We start from the raw sequence: 20,201 nt of genomic DNA, 5'->3' as shown, positions 1-20,201 counted from the left end.
ACGCCGCCCAATTTAATGCTTAGGAGAAGATCATGGGTTTGTTCGATAAACTGAAATCTCTGGTTTCTGATGACAAGAAAGACACGGGCACTATCGAGATCGTCGCTCCCCTTTCTGGCGAAATCGTCAATATCGAAGATGTGCCGGACGTAGTGTTCGCTGAAAAAATCGTTGGCGACGGTATCGCCATCAAACCGGCCGGTAACAAAATGGTTGCTCCGGTTGACGGCACCATCGGTAAGATTTTCGAAACCAACCATGCATTCTCTATCGAATCCGACAGCGGCATTGAGCTGTTCGTCCACTTCGGCATCGATACCGTAGAACTGAAAGGCGAAGGCTTCAAACGCATCGCCGAAGAAGGTCAGCGCGTCAAGAAAGGTGACGTGGTTATCGAGTTCAACCTGCCACTGCTGGAAGAGAAAGCCAAGTCTACCCTGACGCCGGTCGTTATCTCCAACATGGACGAGATCAAAGAGCTGATCAAACTGTCCGGCAGCGTGACCGTTGGCGAAACCCCGATCATCCGCATCAAGAAGTAAGCGCGGATGAGCAAGAAAAACGGCGCCCTCGGCGCCGTTTTTTTATCCCCTTCGTCGTATCCCAATCTCGCTACGTTATGACGACCAGCGCGGGATACGCAGGGTAATGACCAGCCCCTCTCTGTCGCCGTTGCGCGCCTCAACCTGGCCGCCGTGCGCCAATACCACCTTGCGGGTGATCGCCAGCCCCAGGCCGTAGCCCTTGCCCGACTGCGCCGACTTCACGCGTACGAACGGATCGAAGATGCTCGACAGCTTCGCCTCTTCGACCCCCGGCCCCTGATCGCTGACGGCGATCTGGAACTGGTTATCGACGCGCGACAGCGCCACCGTCACCCGCTGGCCGTGGCTGGAAAAGCGCAGCGCATTGCGCACGATGTTGTCCACCGCTCGCCGCATCAGTTCCGCATTGCCCTTGACGGTGTACTCCACGTCCGACTCGGCCTGCAGCACGATATCCACGCCGGGCACCTGCGCCTCGTAGCGTGCATCGCTCACCACCGCATCCACCAGGCCGTACAGATCGAAGTACTCCTCGTCCGGCAGGCTACTGTGTTCGGTACGCGACAACGCCAGCAGCTCGCCGATCATTTTGTCCAGCCGCCCCGACTCGTGTTCGATACGTTTGAGCGAGGCTTCGACGTTACCGGCATTCTGCCGCGCCAGGCCAATCGCCAGCTGCAGGCGCGCCAGCGGTGAACGCAGCTCGTGCGAAACGTCATGAAGTAACTGCTCGCGGGCGCTAACCAGCAGTTCCAGCCGCTCGGCCATGGTGTCGAAATCGCGCGCCACGTCGGACAGCTCGTCATGGCGGCGCCGCATGTTCGGGAACAGCCGCACCGACAGATCGCCCTGCGCCACCCGATCCAGGCCGCCGCGCAGCTGACGCATCGGCCGGGTCAGGTTCCAGGCCAGCACGGCGCTGAACAGCAAACCGCCCAGCCCGCCGACCCACAGCATCGGCGCAGGAATGTTGAAGAAGTGGGAACGCCGCTCCGGCCGATACTCTTCCCGCAGCCCGCGCACGTCATAGCTCAGCCAGTAACCTTGCCCTTCTCCGGTCTGCACCCAGGCGGAAATCGCTTTCGGCATACGACGCCCTTCAAACACCGGTTCTTCCGGCGCGGGCGGCGGCGGTTGGGTCATCGGCGTAACCGACAGCAGACGCCTGTCGTCCTCGGGCCAGTCGCGCATCAGGGCTTCCAGCGCCGGCATACCGCCGCTGCGCAACTGGGTGGCGGCGGAGGTCAGTTGCAGGCCAATGACCCGCCGCGCCATGGCGTTCTCCGGCGGCACATAACGATCGCCATAAAGAGAAAACGCCACCCACAGCGCCTGCGTCATGATGAGGAAGGTCAACCAAAAGCCGAGTAAAATTTTCCAGAACAGTCTTCCGCGCATATCAGGTTACCGGATGCGATAGCCGATGCTGCGCACCGTTTCGATGCTGAGCTTACTGCCGGCCAACGCACTCAGCTTCTGGCGAATATTGCTGATGTGCACGTCCACGCTGCGGTCATAGGCCTCACGCGGGCGCCCCAGCCCCTTCTCGGACAGCTCGTCCTTCGACACCACGCGATCCGGCGCGCGCAGCAACAGCTCCAACAGATTGAATTCCGAAGCGGTCAGATCAAACGCCTTACCGCGCCATTCGCTGCTGCGGGTTGAAGGGTTCAGCGTCAGCTCGACGAAGCTGATGGCGGCTTCGTCGTCCGCCTCTTGCGGCCGCTCTTCGAAACGGCGCAGCACCGCGCGCAGACGCGCCACCAATTCGCGCGGGTAGCACGGTTTGGGCATGTAATCGTCAGCGCCCATCTCCAGGCCAATCACCCGATCGATGTTGTCGCCTTTGGCGGTCAGCATGATGATCGGCAGCCGGCTCTTTTTACGCACATCGCGCAGCACGTCGATGCCGCTCATGTCCGGCAGCATGATGTCGAGGATCATCGCGGTATAGTCGCCCGACAGCGCGCCCTCTATCCCCGCCTTGCCCGTCAGCACTAGCGTGGCATCGAAGCCTTCGCCGGTCAGGTATTCGCTCAGCATGGTGCCAAGCTCCAGGTCATCGTCGACCAGTAAAATTTTCATGCCTTGCTCCTTCACCGATTTTCGTTATTTTCCCGCCAATTCCGCCGGCCCGCAGCCGGTTTTACTCAATCCTTACACATCGCTCTTGGCGTCTCGCCACCGTTATTGTGGCCGCTGCCGCGCAATTTCTCTACTTCAGTCATGGCATTGGCGCACGAGCAAGCGGCAGCTATCACGCAAGCGGGGCTGCCGTCTGTCGAAAGGAAAGGGGGAAAGATTCTCCCGACGGAACACACCGCCGGGTAGGAGCGATCAGTCGAACACGCCGGTAGAGAGGTAACGGTCGCCGCGATCGCAAACGATCGCCACCACGACGCTGCCAGGGTGGGCCGCCGCGATGCGTAAGGCGCCGGCTACCGCACCGCCGGAGCTGACGCCGCAGAAAATGCCTTCACGCTGCGCCAACTGGCGCATGGTCTGCTCGGCATCGCTCTGTTCGATATCCAACACCTGATCCACCAGCTCCGGGCGGAAAATCCCCGGCAGGTAAGCAGGCGACCAACGGCGAATGCCGGGGATGCTGCTGCCCTCCGCCGGCTGCAGGCCGACGATCTGCACCTGCGGATTCTGGCTCTTCAGGTAACCGCCCACGCCGGTAATGGTGCCGGTGGTGCCCATGCTGGAAACGAAGTGCGTGATGCGCCCTTCGGTCTGGCGCCAGATCTCCGGGCCAGTGGTGGTGAAGTGGGCATAAGGATTGTCGAGATTGTTAAACTGATCCAGCACCTTGCCCTGCCCCTGGCGCTGCATCTCCAACGCCAGATCGCGCGCCCCTTCCATCCCCTGCTCACGGCTGACCAGGATCAGTTCCGCACCGTAGGCGCGCATCGCCGCCTGCCGTTCCAGGCTCATGTTCTCCGGCATCAGCAGCTTCAGCGTATAGCCTTTCAATGCAGCGATCATCGCCAGTGCAATGCCGGTGTTGCCGCTGGTAGCCTCGATCAGCACGTCGCCGGGCTTGATCTCCCCGCGCAGCTCCGCCTGCTGGATCATCGCCAACGCGGCGCGATCCTTCACCGATCCCGCCGGGTTATTGCCTTCCAGTTTGACCCATACTTCGCTGCCCGCCTGGGCGGCCAGCCGTTGCAGTTTTACCAGCGGGGTATTCCCGATGCATTGTTCGAGCGTTGTCACGATCTTTGCCTGTGTGTTGGTGTGCGTAAAGTAAAAAGGCAACCCTGGGGTTGCCTTGAAAAAAAGGGCTGTTAAAACCTATCAGGCGCTTTTGGCTAACGCAACAGGTTGCAGCAGTTGATCGCCGGCATACAGCCGCGCATTGAGGCTGCCGACGTAATAACGGCCGCCGCGCACCGGCGTGGCGTTGCCTTCCGGCAGCACTATGCTTATCGGTTCCTGATGCCAGCCGATCGGCTGCACCGTCAGCTGCCAGAAATGGCCGCGCGGGCTGACTTCCAGCACCTGAACCGGCAGCGGGCAACGTTCGCTGCTTTCGGTCGCCACTTCCATTTCCCACGGGCGCAGGAACAGATCGACGCTGCCCTGGTGCATCGGCTGGAACGACAGCGGCCACTGGTGCGCGCCGACGAACAGCTGGGAGCCGCGAATTTCGCCGTTCAGGCGGTTCACTTCCCCCATGAATTCCAGCACGAAGCGGCTGGCCGGCTCGCGCATAATCTCCTCCGGCGAGCCAACCTGTTCGATATTACCCTGGCTCATCACCACGATGCGGTCGGCCACTTCCATCGCCTCTTCCTGATCGTGGGTGACGAATACGCTGGTGAACTTCAGCTCTTCGTGCAGTTGGCGCAGCCAGCGACGCAGCTCTTTACGCACCTGCGCATCCAGCGCGCCAAACGGCTCGTCCAGCAGCAGAATTTGCGGTTCCACCGCCAGTGCGCGCGCCAGCGCCACGCGCTGTTTCTGGCCGCCGGACAGCTGCGACGGGTAGCGATTGGCCAAATGGCCAAGCTGCACCATGTCCAGCAACTGAGTGACTTTCTGTTTGATCGCCGCGGCGTTCGGCCGCTCGCGGCGCGGCAGCACGGTCAGGCCGAAGGCGATGTTGTCGAACACCGTCATGTGGCGGAACAGCGCATAGTGCTGAAACACGAAACCCACGCGCCTGTCGCGTGCATGCATGTGGCTGACGTCGGTGCCGTGGAAGCCCAGCTTGCCGCCGCTCTGGCTTTCCAGCCCGGCGATGATGCGCAGCAGCGTGGTCTTGCCGGAACCGGACGGCCCGAGCAGCGCCACCATCTCGCCGGAAGCAATATCGAGCGAGATATCGTTCAATACCTTGGTGCGACCGAAGTACTTGTTGATGCCGTTAATCTCAATGCTCATGATTTTCCTCCCGCTCGAGACGCGCGTTTTGACGTTCCAGACGCCACTGCAGCGCACTCTTCAAAAATAGGGTAACGATCGCCATCAGGGTCAACAGCGCGGCAGCGGTAAAGGAACCGACGGTGTTGTAATCCTGCTGCAACAGCTCGACCTGCAGCGGCAGACTGTAGGTTTCTCCGCGAATCGAACCGGACACCACCGACACCGCGCCGAACTCGCCGATGGCGCGTGCGTTGGTCAGCACCACGCCATACAGCAGCGCCCAGCGAATGTTGGGCAGCGTCACGCGGCGGAACATCTGCCAGCCGGACGCCCCCAGCAGAATGGCGGCCTCGTCTTCCTGGCTGCCCTGGCTGAGCATCATCGGCACCAGCTCGCGCACCACGAAGGGACAGGTGACGAAAATAGTCACCAACACCATGCCCGGCCAGGAGAACATGATCTGGATGTTATGCGCATCCAGCCAGCCGCCCAGCAGGCCGTTGCTGCCGTAAAACAGCAGGTAAATCAGCCCCGCCACCACCGGTGAAACGGCGAACGGGATATCGATCAGCGTCAGCAGCAGCTGGCGGCCGGGGAAGGTGAAACGCGTCACCAGCCACGCCAGCAACGTGCCGAACACCAGGTTAAACGGCACGGTAATCAGCGCGATCAAGACCGTCAGCCAAATGGCGTGCAGCATGTCCGGATCGAGCAAGTTGCTCCACATCGAGCCGAATCCTTTGGAAAAGGCCTCGGCGAAAATCGACATCATCGGCACCACCAGCAGCAGCACCGAGAACAGCGTTCCGATGGCGATCAGCGTCCACTTGCCCCAGTTAACGCGTGGGCGCTCGGCGCCGTTGAAGGCGGAAACATCAGCCATCAGTGCCCTCCTCCCAAACGTCTGCCGAAGCGGCTTTGCAATACGTTAATGCTGAACAGCAGCAGCAGCGACGCCGCCAGGATCACCGAGGCGATGGCGCTGGCCGCCGGGTAATCGAACTCCTGCAAACGCACAAAAATCATCAGCGAGGTCACTTCCGTCTTCCAGGCGATGTTGCCGGCGATGAAAATCACCGCGCCGAACTCGCCCAGGCTACGGGTAAAGGAGATGGCGGTGCCGGCCAGCAATGCCGGCGCCACCTCGGGCAGCACCACGCGGCGAAAACTCTGCCAGCGCGTGGCGCCCAGCGTCTCGGCCGCCTCTTCGTATTCCGGCCCCAGCTCTTCCAGCACCGGCTGCACGGTGCGCACCACAAACGGCAGGCTGGTGAACGCCATCGCTACCGCGATCCCGAGCCAGGTAAAGGTAACCTTGATGTCGAAGTGCGCCAGCCACTGACCGTACCAGCCGGTGGTAGAAAACAGCCCCGCCAGCGTCAGGCCGGCCACCGCCGTCGGCAGCGCGAACGGCAGATCGATCAGGCCATCCAGCAGCGAACGGCCGGGAAAACGGTAGCGCGTCAGGATCCAGGCCATCAGCATGCCGAACACCGCATTGAACAGGCTGGCAACGCCGGCCGCCAGCAGCGTCACTTTATACGCCGCCACCACCTGCGGGTTGGATATCACTTCCCAATATTGCGCCAGGCTCATCTGCGCCAGCTGCATCACCAACGCACTGAGCGGCAGCAGCAGGATCAAACAGGTATAAAACAGACTGCTGCCGAGGCTGAGGCCAAATCCGGGCAGCACCCGCTTACTGGACGACAACGCCAACATTTACTTGCGCCCTGCCGCTAACAGCTGATCCAGCTCGCCGCCGGTGGCGAAATGGGTTTTCATCACCTGCGGCCAGCCGCCAAATTGATCTTCCACCCGGAACAGTTGGGTGTCCGGGAATTGCCCCTTGGCCGCCGCCATCGCTTTCTGGTCATACACGCGGTAGTAGAAGCTGGTGATCACCTGCTGCGCCGCCGGGCTGTAGAGATAGTTCAGATAGGCTTTGGCCGCCTGTTCGGTGCCGTTGCGCTCGACGTTTTTGTCGACCCAGGCCACCGGGAACTCCGCCAGAATATCGATCGGCGGCACGATCACGTCGTACTTGTCTTCACCGTATTGCTTGCGGATGTTGTTCACTTCGGACTCGAAGCTGATCAGCACGTCGCCCAAACCGCGCTCGACGAAGGTGGTGGTCGCGCCGCGGCCGCCGGTATCGAACACCAGCACGTTCTTCAGGAAACGGGTCATGAAGGCGCGAGTCTTGGCCGTATCATTGCCGTCGGCCTGGCTGGCGGCGCCCCAGGCAGCCAGATAGGTATAACGGCCGTTGCCGGAGGTTTTCGGATTCGGGAACACCAGTTTCACGTCGTCACGCACCAGATCGTTCCAGGTGTGGATGCCCTTCGGGTTGTCCTTGCGCACCAGAAACGCCATGGTGGAATAGAACGGCGAGCTGTTGTTCGGCAGGCGCGACTGCCAGTCCGCCGGGATCAGCTGCCCGCGATCGTGCAGGATCTGTACGTCGGTGACCTGGTTGTAAGTCACCACGTCGGCACGCAGGCCCTGCAGGATCGCCAGCGCCTGCTTCGACGAGCCGGCGTGCGATTGTTTGATGGTCAGCTTGTCGTTCGGATGCTGTTGATTCCACTGCTGTTCAAAGCCGGGATTCAGCGCGACGAACAATTCACGGGAAACGTCATAAGAGCTGTTCAGCAATTCCGCCGCCGACGCGGCGCCGCTCGCCAACAGCGCAGCCGCCAGCCAACCTTTCAGCACGAGATTTTTAACCCGGTTTTGTTTCATTCTGCACCTTATCACTGAGTCATTCCTTCAGGCTTTCGCCTTATTGACGACCAGTGTATTTATAACTCGGTGCGGAGCTGTAACGCTTTTATATACCGTTTGGTGATTTACAAGCATCAAACGCTATAAGGCAGGGAATGCGAGGCGTTTTCGGGACGGAAAAACGGGCCGAAGCCGGGCGCACCGGCTTCGGCAACGGCGTCAAAGTGACAGCAGGCGCGTTAGCGATGGCGCAAAGTAGTAGCTGCCGGTGACCGCACGGCTGAAACGCAGCATCGCGTCGCGTTTGCCGTCCAGATCGCCGAACATGCTTAGCAGCTGCTGCTCGATATTGTGCAGGCGCGCGCAATAGGCAATGAAGAACAGGCCGTGCTTGCCGCTGGCGGTGCCGTAAGGCAAGCTCTGGCGCAGAATTTTCAGGCCCTTGCCATTCTCTTTCAGATCGACGCGGCTGACATGGGAGGTATCCGGGCGCTGATCCGCAGGCAGTTCTTCGCTGTCGTGCTTGGTGCGGCCGATGATCTGCTCCTGCTGCTCGGTGGTAAAGCGCTGCCACTGGCGCAGGTTGTGCTCGTAACGTTGCACCAGCACGTAGCTGCCGCCTGCGTCCTCTTCACCTTCGGCGATCGTCGCCACTGCCGGGCGCTGATCGCCCTGCGGGTTTTCGGTGCCGTCGATGAAGCCGCTCAGATCGCGCTCTTCCACCCAACGGAAACCGTGGGTTTCTTCTTCAATCTTGATGACGTTGCCGAACGCCGCCAGCGCGGCCTGCGCCAGCGTGAAGTTGACGTCGTGACGCAGCGACTGGATGTGGATCAGCATATCGCGTTGGGTGGCCGGCGCCAGCCCTTTGCCGAGCGGCGTGAACGGCTTCAGCTCTTTCGCCCCCTGGCCGCTGGAGAGATCGTGCCAAACGTCGTAGCCGAAAGCGATCACCGCGCCAAGGCGCGCATCGGGGAACTGCTGCTGCAGCTCGCTCAGCGTCTGACAAAACTGCTTGCAGCCCTGGCGCAAGTCGGCGAATTCGCCCTGTACGCTGGCTTCCATAAAAATGGCGAAACGGCAGTGCTCCAGCAAAATGCCGCTCTGAACCTGTGTCATGTTGTTATCCTCGATACCAGAATCCGGCAACAGGTAAGGTATGGCGGTTGACGCGCGGGTTCCCTGTTACAAACGCGCGCTATCATACCGCAAGCACGGGCGATTGCCTTGCAGCAGCGCAAAGAAAATAGGGGTAATGGCTTGAAAAGGCAGGCGCCGTGAACCAGCGCCCGTTGAACATATTACTGCTGCGGCTTGGCGTGCCAGATGATTTTGCTGACCGTCCAGCTTTTCAGGGTGTCGTCCGGCGGAATGATATCCTGCGCCCCGGCCCACTTGCCGCTGAAGATGTAGGTGACGTACTTGCTCTGCTCCGCCACGCACTCCACTTTACCGGCGTCTTCGCCGCTGCCTGGCTTACAGGAGCCAAACGCCTTGCTGTACATATCGCCGAACGGTGTGCCGAGCTTGTTGCCCCACTCCGTCGCCACTTTCGGATCCAGCACGTCCACCCGCTGCAGGCGCCCTTTCGGTTCACCGGTGATCACCAGCTTCACCTCGTCGCCGGACAGCGCCTGATAATAAGAGACGATCTGGCCGTTGTTGGTCGCCATGCCGCCGCGCAGACGGTAGTTGCCGTCCAGCCCATCGTTAATGGCGCTTTCCGACATCGGCGTGCCGGCGTTGAGCTTGCCGACGCCCTTGGCGCCGACCTCCAGGCTGCTGCCGAACCAGTTGAACGGCGACAGGCTGGACCAGGAGAAATTGGACATGCTCGAACAGCCGGTCAATAACAGCGGAAGCCCTAACAGCAGGGGGCGAATATTCATCTCTAGCTCCTTAAACATCAATGGCACGGGGCGGTAACCCGCCCCTGCCGCACTCGGCGTTTTGCTGCGTGCCAGCCTCTCACAACGGCCCGCACTACGCCAACGGTTGCCAGCTTGGAGTGCGGAAAATGCGAAAAGTGCCGCACTTCTCGGCAATTAGTCGGCGTGCTCCGCCGGCGCGAAACAGGCTTTCAGACGCGCATTCAACAGCAGATAGCTCAGCGCGAGCGCATCGAGCAGCGCCAGCGTCAGTTCCAGCCCCGGCGCATCACCGTCCTGGCGCCACAGGCTGAACAACGCGCCGCCGAGCGACGCCAGCACGGAGATAACCAGCCCCCAGCGCCAGCCGCGCCACAGCCGCGGCCATTGATGGCGACGGCCGCTCAGCAAAAACGCCAGCGCTGCCGGCAAGCCGAGCAACATGCCGTACCAAAAACGTTGGGTATCCGGATAAAATAGCGCCAGCAAGCTTTCGCCCTGTTCACGCGAAACGCCGGCCATCACGAACAGCAGCCAGGTGCGCGCCTGCAGAATCAGCACGGCCCAAAATCCCAGCGGCAGTCGCAGCGCGCCGTGCTGGTCGTAATCGTCCGGGGAAAACCGGGGTGAGAATGGCTTCAACGATCGTTCCTTGCCAACAGAATAAAGACTATGGCTACAGATGGGCGCCGGCGATGGGAATTTCAATATGTCGGCTTAAGAAGCTCTTAAGATCGGCGTGTTTTAATGCTTATCACTAAGCAAGCAACCCGATATCAGCGGGATGTGATTTTCGATAACAATAAGGAAGCGCAACATGAAAAAACTGACTCTGGCCGCTCTGATCGCGCTGTGCAGCGCACCGGTACTGGCGCAACAAGGCGGGTTCCTCGATCCGGCCGCGCCGCAGGCCCAAACGCAAACCACCGCACAGGGTGGTTTCGCCGGCCCCAGCGCAGCGCTGACCACCGTGGACAAGGTGAAATCGCTGAGCGACGACACCTGGGTGATGCTGCAGGGCAACATCGAGCAGCGCATCGGCGACGAAACCTATACTTTCCGCGACGCCACCGGCACCCTGACGGTCGATATCGATCGCAAACGCTGGAACGGCCAAACCGTTACGCCGAAAGACAAGGTGCAGTTGGAAGGCAAAGTGGATAAAGACTGGAACAGCCTCGAAGTGGACGTGAAAACCGTCAAAAAGCTGCCGTAATGCACTGCGTCGGGCGGTGCAACACCGCCGCCCGACGCGCGATCAATATTCCTGATCTTCGATCAGCCGCTTGCCCAGGCTGGTGATGCCCTGGATCTCGTAGCCGAGCTTCTCGTACATCTCGACCACCGTGTCGTTGTCTTCGCGCACCATAATCTGGATCTTCGGGCAGCCACGGGCGATCAGCTTCTTCTCCAGACGGTTGATCAACGCATTGGCGATGCCGCGCCCGCGATAGTCGGGATGCACCCCGAGGTAATACGCCGAGCCGCGGTGGCCGTCATAGCCGCCCATCACCGAACCGACCACTTCGCCGCCGACTTCCGCCACCAGGAACAGCTCCGGATCGTGGTTCAGCTTGCGCTCGATGTCCATCTCCGGATCGTTCCAGGGCCGCAGCAGATCGCAGCGCTCCCACAGGGTAATGACTTCTTCAAAGTCGTCTTGTCGAAATACGCGAATTTCCATCGATGTTGGCCGCTGTTAATTAAGGTGTTTATCTGATTATCGCGTGATTATTCACTTACGCAATATCAAACTGCGATTTACCGCGCTATTTACCCGGAAATCGCCGGTAACAGGCGTAATAAATGGAAATAGTTATCGGGTCGATTAATGATTATCAATACGATATAACGTCGCAAAATAGAAACGTCGATGGAGCGTTGCGTAATGAAAAAGCAGGGTAAACAATTCCTCAATTTTAAGCCGCTTGCCGTTTCCCCGACGCGACGCCAACTTTTGCTTTCCGGCCTGGCGGTCGCGCTGTTCGGCGTGAAAAGCCACAGCGCCAAGGCGGAAGGCATGCTGCGCAATCAGCACAGCAAACCGGCGGCGAAACCGGCCGGCGGCAAAAAGCGGGTGATGATCGATCCCGGCCACGGCGGCATTGACTCGGGCGCGGTCGGCCACGAAGGTTCGCAGGAAAAACACATCGTGCTGGAAATCGCCAACCACGTGCGCCGTTTTCTGCATGAGCATGACCACGTCGAGGCGCGCCTGACGCGCGAAGAAGACGAGTTCATTCCGCTGTTCCAGCGGGTGGAGATCGCCCACCAGCACCAGGCCGATCTGTTCATTTCGATTCACGCCGACGGTTTTACCAGCCCGTCGGCCTCCGGCGCTTCGGTGTTCGCCCTCTCCAACCGCGGCGCCAGCAGCGCCATGGCGCGCTACCTGTCCAACCGTGAAAACGCCGCCGACGACGTGGCGGGCGGCAAGTACAAGGATCAGGACAACTACCTGCAGCAGGTGCTGTTCGATCTGGTGCAAACCGACACCATCAACAACAGCCTGACGCTCGGCCGCCACGTGCTCGGCCAAATTCGCCCGGTGCACCATCTGCACAGCGACAGCACCGAACAGGCGGCGTTCGCGGTGTTGAAATCCCCGTCCATTCCCTCGGTGCTGGTGGAAACCTCGTTCATCACCAACCCGAACGAAGAGCGGCTGCTGGGCACCACCGCGTTTCGCGAGAAAATCGCCCGCGCCATCGCGGACGGCATCGTCAACTTCTTCGACTACTTCGACGCCCACCAGCGCAAACCCCGCTGATGCCGCGGGCGGCGAATAAGAGTATACTCAGCGCCTTGTTCAGCCAGACGCTATAAAGACCCCGCATGAGTTTACCTAACATCGCTGAAGTAAAATCCTTCCTGCTGGCGCTGCAGGATCATATCTGCGCGCAGCTCGCCCAGGCCGACGGCGGCGCCGTGTTCACCGAAGACCAATGGACGCGTGAAGAAGGCGGCGGTGGCCGCAGCCGCGTGTTGACCAACGGCGCGGTGTTCGAACAGGCGGGGGTCAACTTCTCGCACGTCTCCGGCGCCACCCTGCCGGCCTCGGCGACCGCGCACCGTCCGGAACTGGCCGGGCGCAGTTTCCAGGCGATGGGCGTCTCATTGGTTATCCATCCGCTCAGCCCCTACGTGCCCACCAGCCACGCCAACGTGCGCTTCTTCATCGCCGAAAAACCGGGCGAAGCGCCGGTATGGTGGTTCGGCGGCGGCTTTGATCTGACGCCGTTCTACGGCTTCGAAGAGGATGCCGTGCACTGGCACCGCACCGCGGCCGATCTGTGCGCGCCGTTCGGCGACGAGGTCTACCCGAAATATAAACAGTGGTGCGACGATTACTTCTTCATCAAGCACCGCAACGAAGCGCGCGGCATCGGCGGCCTGTTCTACGACGATCTGAACACCCCGGACTTCGACCACTGCTTCGCCTTCACCCGCGCGGTGGGCCAGGGCTTCCTCGACGCCTACCTGCCGATCGTCGAAAAACGTAAGGCCTTGACCTGGGGCGAGCGCGAGCGCCAGTTCCAGCTGTACCGCCGCGGCCGCTACGTGGAGTTCAACCTGGTGTGGGATCGCGGCACGCTGTTCGGGCTGCAAACCGGCGGGCGCACCGAGTCCATTCTGATGTCGATGCCGCCGCTGGTGCGTTGGGAGTATAACTACCAGCCGGAAGGCGACAGCCCGGAAGCGGCGCTGGAGCGCGATTTCCTGCCGGTGCGCGACTGGCTGCAGGAGGCGAAATGATGCAGGTTTGGGTCGATGCAGACGCCTGTCCGAACGTAATCAAAGAGGTACTGTTCCGCGCCGCCGATCGTACCGCCATCACCGTGACGCTGGTGGCGAACCAACCGCTGCGCACGCCGCCGTCGAAGTACATCCGTTCGCTGCAGGTGGCGGCCGGCTTCGACGTGGCCGACAACGAGATCGTGCGCCGCTGCGAAGCGGGCGATCTGGTGATCACCGCCGACATTCCGCTGGCGGCGGAGGTGATAGAGAAAGGCGCGGTGGCGCTGAACCCGCGCGGCGAACGCTATACGCCGGACACCATTCGCGAGCGCCTCAACATGCGCGATTTTATGGATACCCTGCGCGCCAGCGGCATTCAGACCGGCGGCCCGAACGCCCTGAACCAGCGCGACCGCCAGCAGTTCGCCAACGAGCTGGACAAATGGCTGCTGCAGGCGAAACGGGCGCAGTGACTGCGCCCTGTTCTGCTGCAGTTTAGAAGCGCACCTCCCCGCCGAAGATATAGGTGCGTCCACGGGCAGTGTTGGCGGCCGTCGCGTCATCCCCTTGGATCGGCAACATATTCAGTTTGTTCAACGCCTCGGAATAGCTCTTGTTCATCACGTTTTGCACGCTGAATTTCAGCATGACGTTGCGGTTGATCTGATAAGTGCTGTACAGGTCGATAACGGTAGGAATATTCGGCATTTCCTGCTTGAGGATTTCACCGGTCGATTCACTCTGCTCATAATCCGGCGACAGGCGACGCGTCTTGCCCGTATATTTCACGATGCTGCCGACGGTTAGCGATTCATCAAGAAAACGCACCCCGGTATCCAACGTAAAGTACATGTCCGGCAGTTCATTGATATCCCCGGCGCCGAAATAGGTGCTAGCGATGGAGGTCGGCTGCTCGGTGTGCTGTTTGCTGAAAGAGACGCGCGCGAAGGCTCGGCCGGCATCATAGTTGGCTTCAACCTCAACACCATGCATACGCACCGGCGTCAGAGAGTTGACGTAGATATACATATTGTCCGAGTAATCTTCGCTCGCATCGGCCCAATCGTTTTCCAGATTTTCGCGATAGCTGCATTTCCGTCCATTGCGGCACACCATGTAAGATTCACTGAAGATGTAATTGCGCACTTTACTGGTATAGCCCACGACCTTGAGGCGTAAAGAGTCTTCCTTCACCAGCAGATCGTGTCCGTTGGCGTTGAAGCCGGCCTGCCAGGTTTCCGCTCGTTCACCTTTGAGGAACGGGTTCATCGATGCGCCACCCGAGTTGGAATAGAACACTTCTTGAATGTTCGGCGCACGCATCGACTTGCTGTAGCTGACGAATGGCTGCAACCACGGCGTCACCTGTGCCGATAGCATTACCGAAGGATTGAACCCTTGCTCTTTCAAATTGATGCTAGCGGCCCCTTGCGGGAAGCACTCCACGCGATAATCGCATTCAGGCTTGTAACCGGTCAGCTTGTTGCTGGTGTAGTTCAGGTTGAGATCGAGCTGATAGATATCCCGGTTAAGCTGCAGGCCGGTATATAAACTGCCGATTCGCTGCTCGCCGGATGGCGCAAAGGTATTATTTTCTATTGCTTCCTGCGCCGTCTGCGAATTCTCTATAGCCGATTCTACATGCTTGCGGTATTGGTTGCGCATCAGTTTGCCGCCATAGCTGAAGGCTACATCGGTATCCAGCAGGCTGAATCGGCTGGTGTTATTGATATCCAGCGCATCGGAGCGGTTTTCCGCGTTGGTGTTAAAGAAGGTGAACAGCGAACCGCCGTCGTATTTTTGATTGCCTTTACTGGTGCTGACGGTGAGGTTTAAATCCACCAGCTCCGAAAACGGCGCATAGTGATATTTGAGGTAGAGGTCATGGCTATCGATATCGCGCCGAGAAAAGCGGTTTTGGTAGTTTCTGGCGGAAAACTCAATGCTATTGAACTCGTTCGGTTTGATATCCAGTTTGAACAGCTGTGACTTGGGATTTTGCTTCATAAATTCATCGTACCCAAAATCTTCGCTGCTGATACCGTCGCCATTGTTGAAGTTCGAGTAAATGGAGCTCCCACTGATCGCGGCCATCGCGCCAATGCTGCCGGTATCGGTAAACGCCTGCCCCTTACCGGCGACGGCGATCATGCCACTGCGGCCAATGCCGTTGCTGCCGACAGAGAATTTGGTTCTCACCCCGAAAGGATTGCCAGAAAAGATCACATCATCGACACCGATTGTGCGGAAGTTAGCACTGCCTGCCAACGCATTTACGCCGCTGCCGCCACTGTTCTCACCGCGCGCCACGTCCACTCCGACGATAAAATTGGGATCTATCAAGACCCCCGCCTGGTTATTGGTCGAACCGTGTGACATCACACCAGACGTGGAAGTACCGTAATAGTTCTGGGTAATGCCGTCGACCATGGTATTGACCCGGCCGAAACCGCTCAGACCGCGGATATTGACGCTGACGGCCCCCTGACTGGGATCGATCTGGGTATAGGTGCCCGGCATGCTGCGCAGAATGCTGTCCACCGACTCCAGATTTTTGTTTTCATCGCGCGAGCTGAACGCGCCCGGCCGGGCCAACGCCTCTTTTTCGCTGCTCTTGCCGCTGTCGGCGGCCGAGACGTTGAGCGGGCTGAACGCCACGCTGCCTTTATTATTTTCCGCCTGTTCCTGCGCGGCCGCAGCCTGCCCGTACAGCGCCAGTCCCGCGCCGATCAGGCTCGCTATCATTTTGATTTTCATATATCCCCAGAAATAGCCAATAAGGTTTGATGGCCGACAATGCCCAGCAAAAAGCCCGCCGAAAGCGCGGTAAAAGGTTGTTATTGTTTTATTGCGCCGCAGCGTGCCGCGGCGCTGAAGGTTATTTCTGCGCCTGCCGATCCGCCGCCAGAATAAAGGCGTACTCCAGCGCGCCGTTTTCCAGCCGCGCCAGGCGGCCCGATTTGCCGCCGTGGCCGGCGGTCATGTCGGTGGAAAGCAGCAGCAGCGAATCGCCCTGCTTGAAGCGCCGCAGCTTCGCCACCCATTTGGCCGGTTCCCAATACTGCACCTGCGAGTCGTACAAGCCGCTGGTAACCAGCAGGTTCGGGTAATGCTGCCGGCGCACGTTGTCGTACGGGCTGTAGGATTTCATCAGCGCATAGGCGGCCGGCTGGTGCGGGTTGCCCCACTCCTCGTACTCGCCGGTAGTCAGCGGAATGCTGTCGTCCAGCATGGTGGTCACCACGTCGACGAACGGCACCTGCGCCACCACTGCGTTGTACAGCTGCGGCGCCTGATTGATCACCGCCCCCATCAGCAAGCCGCCGGCGCTGCCGCCCATGGCGTAGATGCGCCCCGGTTGGCCGTAGCCGTCTTTGATCAGCACCTGGGTGGCGTCAATGAAGTCGTTGAAGCTGTTCGGTTTGTGCGTCAGCTTGCCCTGTTTGTACCAGCTCTGCCCCAGCTCGCCGCCGCCGCGCACGTGGATCAGCGCATAGACGAAGCCGCGATCCAGCAGGCTGATGCGGTTGGCGCTGAACGCCGGATCCATGCTCATGCCGTAAGCGCCATAGCCGTACACCAGCAGCGGGTTATGCCCGTTTTTGAACAGCGATGTGCGGTACACCAGCGAGACCGGCACCTTCACGCCGTCGCGCGCCGTGACCCAGATGCGTTCGCTGTGATACAGGCTCGGATCGACGCCTTTCACCTCCTGCTGCTTCAGCAAGGTGCGCTCGCCCTTGTTCAGATCCCACTCATAGGTGCGGGTCGGCGTGGTCATCGCCGAATAGCCGTAGCGCAAGCGATCGCTGTCCGGCTCCGGGTTATAGCCCAGCCAGGCCATGTAGCTGGCGTCGTCGAACGGGATGGTGCGCTCGGTTTTGCCGTCCCAGCTGATTTGCCGCAGCTGCACCAGCCCGTTGGCGCGCTCCTGCACCACCAGCCAGTCGCGGAACAGGCTGAAGCTCTCCACCTCGTGCTGCGCCTGCGGCGCGATCAGCGTCTGCCAGGGTTTACCCGCCGCCGCCGTGTGGTACAGGCCGAAGTTCGGGTCCTGATGGTTAGAGCGCAGGTAGAACTCGCCGCGGTAGTGATCGAGGTAATACTCGCGGCCGTTCTGCCGGGCAGCGAACAGCTGCGGCTCGCGCTGCGGCTGGTTGGCGTCGATCAGGCGCACTTCGGAGGTGGTGTTGCCGCTGATGGTCAGAATCAGGTAATCGCGCGAGGACGAGCGGCCGAGGCTGAGGTAGAACGCCGGATCGTTCTCCTGGTACACCAGCTTATCTTCCGCCGTCGGCGTCCCGTACCGATGCCGGTAGACCTGGTACGGCAACAGCGTTTGCGGGTGGTTGCGCACGTAGAACAGGGTTTGGTTGTCGTTGGCCCACACCATATTGCCGGAGGTGTTTTCCAGCGTTTCCGGCGACCAACGCTCACTGTCTATCTCGCGCAGGGAGATGCGGTATTGGCGACGGCCCTGCAGATCTTCGGCTACCGCCAGGCGGCGGTTGTCCAGGCTGACGTCCATCGCCCCCAGGCGGTAATAGGCGTGGCCGGCCGCGCGCTGATTGGCGTCCAGCAAGGTTTGCCACGGCGCGTCGGCGGTGAGCGCCTGGCGCTGATACAGTGCGAAATCTTTACCGGCGGCGTAGCTTTCCTGGTAGCGATAGCCGTTGAGCTGATACGGCACCGAACGATCGTCAGGGCTCATGCGGCCCAGCATCTCCTGATACAGCGTGGCGCGCAGCTTCTGGTACGGCGCCATCATCTGCTCGGTATAACGGTTCTCCGCCTTCAGGTAGTCCAGCACCTTCGGTTCTTTTCGGCTGTCGTCGCGCAGCCAGTAGTAATCGTCGGTGCGCGTCTCACCGTGGGCCGTCAGCGCTTTCGGCGCGCGTTCCGCCAACGGCGGCTGCGGTTGCGCTAACGCACCGCCGGCGACGCCTAAATAAAGCCAAAGCGCGGCCGCGATGCGACGGCGCGAGGTAGATAACAGCGGATTCATAATCCCTCACGAAGTTTGAAGAGGCGCACGACGACGATGCGGCGCCTGCGGGCATTAACGGCGGGCATTCAGCTCCGCCAGATTGAAATCGATCGGCATCGTCACTTTGACGGCTCCCTGCTGCAGCATCTCCGGCGGCGGCGGCGGCAACGGCTGGGCGCGCGACACCACCGCCACCGCTTCCCGATCCAGCGACGCGGTGCCGGAACGCACCTGCAGCACGACGTTCGAGACCCGCCCCTGCGCGTCAACGCTGAAACTGACCTGCGGCATGCCGCTGCGCCGGCGGCTGCGGGCATCCAAAGGGTAATCCTTGATGCGGTTCAGTTTGCCTTTTACCAGGCTCTCCCACGACAGTTTGGCCTGCGCATTGCTGTTGGCGTCGCTGTTGATCGGGGCGGCGGTCTGGTGGGAGATCGTCTGCGCCTGCGGCGCGGCGGCGCTGGACGCGGCGGCATTGCGCGTCTCTTTGGCCTGTTCTTGCGGCTTCGGCTGCGCTTTTTGCGGGGGACGGTGTTCAGCGCGCTTCTTCTGCGCCGTCACGATTTTTGCTTTATCGGCGCGCGCCAGCTTGGGCAGATCCGGCTGTTGCTGCTGCTCCGCGGGCTGCGCCGCGGCGGATTCCGCCTGCTGCACGCCCAGCGGCAGCGGCTTGCTTTCCGGCGCTTCAATCTGCGCCGCCCAGCTCATCATCACCGCCGGCGGCGGCAGTACCACCGGCTCCAGCGCCGTCTGCGGCCAGTAAAACAGCAGCACCAACGCCGCGTGCGCCGCCAGGGCGAGCAGCAGGCCGCGCGCCCAGCGCGGCTGCGGCAGTTCAAAGGCCGGGAGGGAGTAAGACTGACTTAACATAGGGGCATTAGCTTGCTTAATTGCGAATGATTGCAGATCACATTTACTAATGATAATCATTTGCAACTATAATTAACACCCCTTTTCACTCTCTTAACGTATTCATTTCACTGATGGTGTGATCCACAGGTAGTCTGCGGTGTTCGCATCGACCTGTACGCCCGGTTCCGCCAGCATCAGCACCGTCGGCACCGCCGCCGGTTGCAGATCCCGCACGTGCAGCGGCACGCCCACCGATTTGGCGGCGTGATAGCCACCGGCGATCAACAACGCGGGCGTCGGTGCCGCCAGCAGACGTTCCGCCATGCGCCGATCGCGCTGCTGCTGGATCGCCAGCATCGCGTGCAGTTGGTCGGCCTCAATCTTGCCGCCGTGCGAAGTGCGGATGGTCTCTTCCAGCGCCTTGCGCACCGCCGGCTGCGCCGATAGCTGCCCCGCCGGGAACTGCGGCTGCTGATAGAACGCCGTAATCTCGCTGCGATCCAGGTTGGCCGACCACAGCGGGTAAGGCGCGCGCATCGCCGCCATCGTCACCCCGCCATACAGCTCCCACTTCCAGCCCGGCTGCCAGGCGATCAGTTCCGCTACGCGGCCGTCACGCACCGTGGGATCGCTCTGCAGCCACTGTTTGACCTTGTCGACCTGCGCCTGCTGGTTCGGGTTGATCATCTCCATCAGCACGCTGCCCTGCGGCCGCCTTTGCGGCAGCTGCTGCACCAGCCATTGCTCAATCTGATGGTGGTAAGGATTGTCATGCTTTTCCCCCAGGATCACCCGCGGCTGCTGCGCCAATCGCGTCAACAGCTGCTCCGGCGTCAGGGTCGCGCCGCTGTGCAGATCGGTAATGTTACCCAGCTTGTCGATGTTGCCGGCCGACGTTTTCACCGGCGTTTGGCTGCAGGCGCCAAGCGCCAACGCCGCCAATAAAATCAGATATCTCATCATGTTGCCCCATTATCGAAAATGGCGACATTATAGATAATAATTATCATTTGCATATAGATCTGGCTTAACGATTTTTTTACGTGGCGATCGCCGGCTGCGCATTGCGTTGAAAAAGCATTGCGGGTATAACCAATAGCCATTCAGATATTT

The 20,201-nt window shown here is 60.5% G+C and carries 20 protein-coding genes; 5 read left to right on the top strand and 15 right to left on the bottom strand.

The window, feature by feature from the left end; translation table 11 throughout:
* Nucleotides 1–32 precede the first annotated feature (32 nt).
* Nucleotides 33–542: a PTS glucose transporter subunit IIA gene (gene crr / locus ACJ8J5_RS00205; RefSeq protein WP_004936467.1), complete on the top strand. Its 510-nt coding sequence runs from the start codon at nucleotides 33–35 to the stop codon at nucleotides 540–542.
* A gap of 75 nt (nucleotides 543–617) precedes the next feature.
* Here the strand turns inward: crr and ACJ8J5_RS00200 are convergent, their stop codons facing one another.
* The 10 genes from ACJ8J5_RS00200 to ACJ8J5_RS00155 all read right to left on the bottom strand — a co-directional run bounded on the left by ACJ8J5_RS00200 (nucleotide 618) and on the right by ACJ8J5_RS00155 (nucleotide 10,153).
* Nucleotides 618–1,943: an ATP-binding protein gene (locus ACJ8J5_RS00200; RefSeq protein WP_025303783.1), complete on the bottom strand. Its 1,326-nt coding sequence runs from the start codon at nucleotides 1,941–1,943 to the stop codon at nucleotides 618–620.
* A gap of 6 nt (nucleotides 1,944–1,949) precedes the next feature.
* The gene (locus ACJ8J5_RS00195) at nucleotides 1,950–2,630 is read right to left on the bottom strand and encodes a response regulator transcription factor (RefSeq protein WP_442520462.1); all 681 of its coding nucleotides are present in this window, start codon (nucleotides 2,628–2,630) and stop codon (nucleotides 1,950–1,952) included.
* 252 nt (nucleotides 2,631–2,882) lie between these two features.
* Nucleotides 2,883–3,764, bottom strand: a complete 882-nt coding sequence (gene cysM, locus ACJ8J5_RS00190) for a cysteine synthase CysM (RefSeq protein WP_049294928.1) — start codon at nucleotides 3,762–3,764, stop codon at nucleotides 2,883–2,885.
* 81 nt (nucleotides 3,765–3,845) lie between these two features.
* Nucleotides 3,846–4,934 carry a sulfate/thiosulfate ABC transporter ATP-binding protein CysA gene (cysA, locus tag ACJ8J5_RS00185; RefSeq protein WP_025303786.1) on the bottom strand — a complete coding sequence of 363 codons (1,089 nt, stop codon included), beginning with the start codon at nucleotides 4,932–4,934 and terminating at the stop codon, nucleotides 3,846–3,848.
* Nucleotides 4,924–5,799 (bottom strand): sulfate/thiosulfate ABC transporter permease CysW, encoded by an 876-nt coding sequence (cysW, locus tag ACJ8J5_RS00180; protein ID WP_173889294.1) that lies wholly within the window; start codon nucleotides 5,797–5,799, stop codon nucleotides 4,924–4,926. Before cysW ends, cysA begins: the two co-directional genes overlap by 11 nt.
* Nucleotides 5,799–6,638, bottom strand: a complete 840-nt coding sequence (cysT, locus tag ACJ8J5_RS00175; protein ID WP_004936486.1) for a sulfate/thiosulfate ABC transporter permease CysT — start codon at nucleotides 6,636–6,638, stop codon at nucleotides 5,799–5,801. Before cysT ends, cysW begins: the two co-directional genes overlap by 1 nt.
* Nucleotides 6,639–7,661, bottom strand: a complete 1,023-nt coding sequence (locus tag ACJ8J5_RS00170) for a sulfate ABC transporter substrate-binding protein (RefSeq protein WP_173889296.1) — start codon at nucleotides 7,659–7,661, stop codon at nucleotides 6,639–6,641.
* Nucleotides 7,662–7,862: 201 nt separating this feature from the next.
* Entirely contained in the window at nucleotides 7,863–8,762 is a 900-nt protein-coding gene (locus ACJ8J5_RS00165; RefSeq protein ID WP_004936493.1) for a Dyp-type peroxidase, read from the bottom strand.
* Nucleotides 8,763–8,944: 182 nt separating this feature from the next.
* The gene (locus ACJ8J5_RS00160) at nucleotides 8,945–9,532 is read right to left on the bottom strand and encodes an RpoE-regulated lipoprotein (protein ID WP_004936494.1); all 588 of its coding nucleotides are present in this window, start codon (nucleotides 9,530–9,532) and stop codon (nucleotides 8,945–8,947) included.
* A gap of 156 nt (nucleotides 9,533–9,688) precedes the next feature.
* Complete coding sequence (locus ACJ8J5_RS00155; protein ID WP_197811638.1) at nucleotides 9,689–10,153, bottom strand: DUF2919 domain-containing protein; 465 nt, start codon at nucleotides 10,151–10,153, stop codon at nucleotides 9,689–9,691.
* 175 nt (nucleotides 10,154–10,328) lie between these two features.
* Between ACJ8J5_RS00155 and ACJ8J5_RS00150 the strand changes: the two genes are divergently transcribed.
* Nucleotides 10,329–10,727: a YgiW/YdeI family stress tolerance OB fold protein gene (locus ACJ8J5_RS00150; RefSeq protein WP_025303791.1), complete on the top strand. Its 399-nt coding sequence runs from the start codon at nucleotides 10,329–10,331 to the stop codon at nucleotides 10,725–10,727.
* A 42-nt stretch (nucleotides 10,728–10,769) separates the two neighbouring features.
* On the opposite strand, the gene ACJ8J5_RS00145 is transcribed toward ACJ8J5_RS00150, so the two are convergent.
* Nucleotides 10,770–11,195 (bottom strand): GNAT family acetyltransferase, encoded by a 426-nt coding sequence (locus ACJ8J5_RS00145; protein WP_004936504.1) that lies wholly within the window; start codon nucleotides 11,193–11,195, stop codon nucleotides 10,770–10,772.
* 204 nt (nucleotides 11,196–11,399) lie between these two features.
* Here ACJ8J5_RS00145 and amiA point away from each other — a divergent pair, with 204 nt between their 5' ends.
* From amiA to ACJ8J5_RS00130, 3 genes are all read left to right on the top strand, one after another.
* Nucleotides 11,400–12,281 (top strand): N-acetylmuramoyl-L-alanine amidase AmiA, encoded by an 882-nt coding sequence (gene amiA / locus ACJ8J5_RS00140; RefSeq protein WP_043140361.1) that lies wholly within the window; start codon nucleotides 11,400–11,402, stop codon nucleotides 12,279–12,281.
* 65 nt (nucleotides 12,282–12,346) lie between these two features.
* Nucleotides 12,347–13,267: an oxygen-dependent coproporphyrinogen oxidase gene (gene hemF / locus ACJ8J5_RS00135; RefSeq protein ID WP_025303793.1), complete on the top strand. Its 921-nt coding sequence runs from the start codon at nucleotides 12,347–12,349 to the stop codon at nucleotides 13,265–13,267.
* Nucleotides 13,267–13,722, top strand: a complete 456-nt coding sequence (locus ACJ8J5_RS00130) for a YaiI/YqxD family protein (protein WP_025303794.1) — start codon at nucleotides 13,267–13,269, stop codon at nucleotides 13,720–13,722. Before hemF ends, ACJ8J5_RS00130 begins: the two co-directional genes overlap by 1 nt.
* 22 nt (nucleotides 13,723–13,744) lie before the next feature.
* Here ACJ8J5_RS00130 and ACJ8J5_RS00125 read toward each other — a convergent pair whose 3' ends face one another.
* The 4 genes from ACJ8J5_RS00125 to ACJ8J5_RS00110 all read right to left on the bottom strand — a co-directional run bounded on the left by ACJ8J5_RS00125 (nucleotide 13,745) and on the right by ACJ8J5_RS00110 (nucleotide 20,048).
* Entirely contained in the window at nucleotides 13,745–16,006 is a 2,262-nt protein-coding gene (locus tag ACJ8J5_RS00125) for a TonB-dependent receptor domain-containing protein (protein WP_089181190.1), read from the bottom strand.
* A 121-nt stretch (nucleotides 16,007–16,127) separates the two neighbouring features.
* Nucleotides 16,128–18,254: a S9 family peptidase gene (locus tag ACJ8J5_RS00120; protein ID WP_414105032.1), complete on the bottom strand. Its 2,127-nt coding sequence runs from the start codon at nucleotides 18,252–18,254 to the stop codon at nucleotides 16,128–16,130.
* A 54-nt stretch (nucleotides 18,255–18,308) separates the two neighbouring features.
* The gene (locus ACJ8J5_RS00115; protein ID WP_060433815.1) at nucleotides 18,309–19,106 is read right to left on the bottom strand and encodes an energy transducer TonB family protein; all 798 of its coding nucleotides are present in this window, start codon (nucleotides 19,104–19,106) and stop codon (nucleotides 18,309–18,311) included.
* Between the two features lie 102 nt (nucleotides 19,107–19,208).
* Nucleotides 19,209–20,048, bottom strand: coding sequence for a ChaN family lipoprotein (locus tag ACJ8J5_RS00110; RefSeq protein WP_127146851.1), 840 nt, complete (start codon nucleotides 20,046–20,048; stop codon nucleotides 19,209–19,211).
* Nucleotides 20,049–20,201 lie beyond the last annotated feature (153 nt).

This window comes from Serratia sp. CY43202, assembly GCF_052168755.1.
Lineage (GTDB): Bacteria > Pseudomonadota > Gammaproteobacteria > Enterobacterales > Enterobacteriaceae > Serratia > Serratia bockelmannii.
Note: the sequence above shows the minus strand (reverse complement) of the source record. Positions and strands in the feature narration are given on the sequence as shown.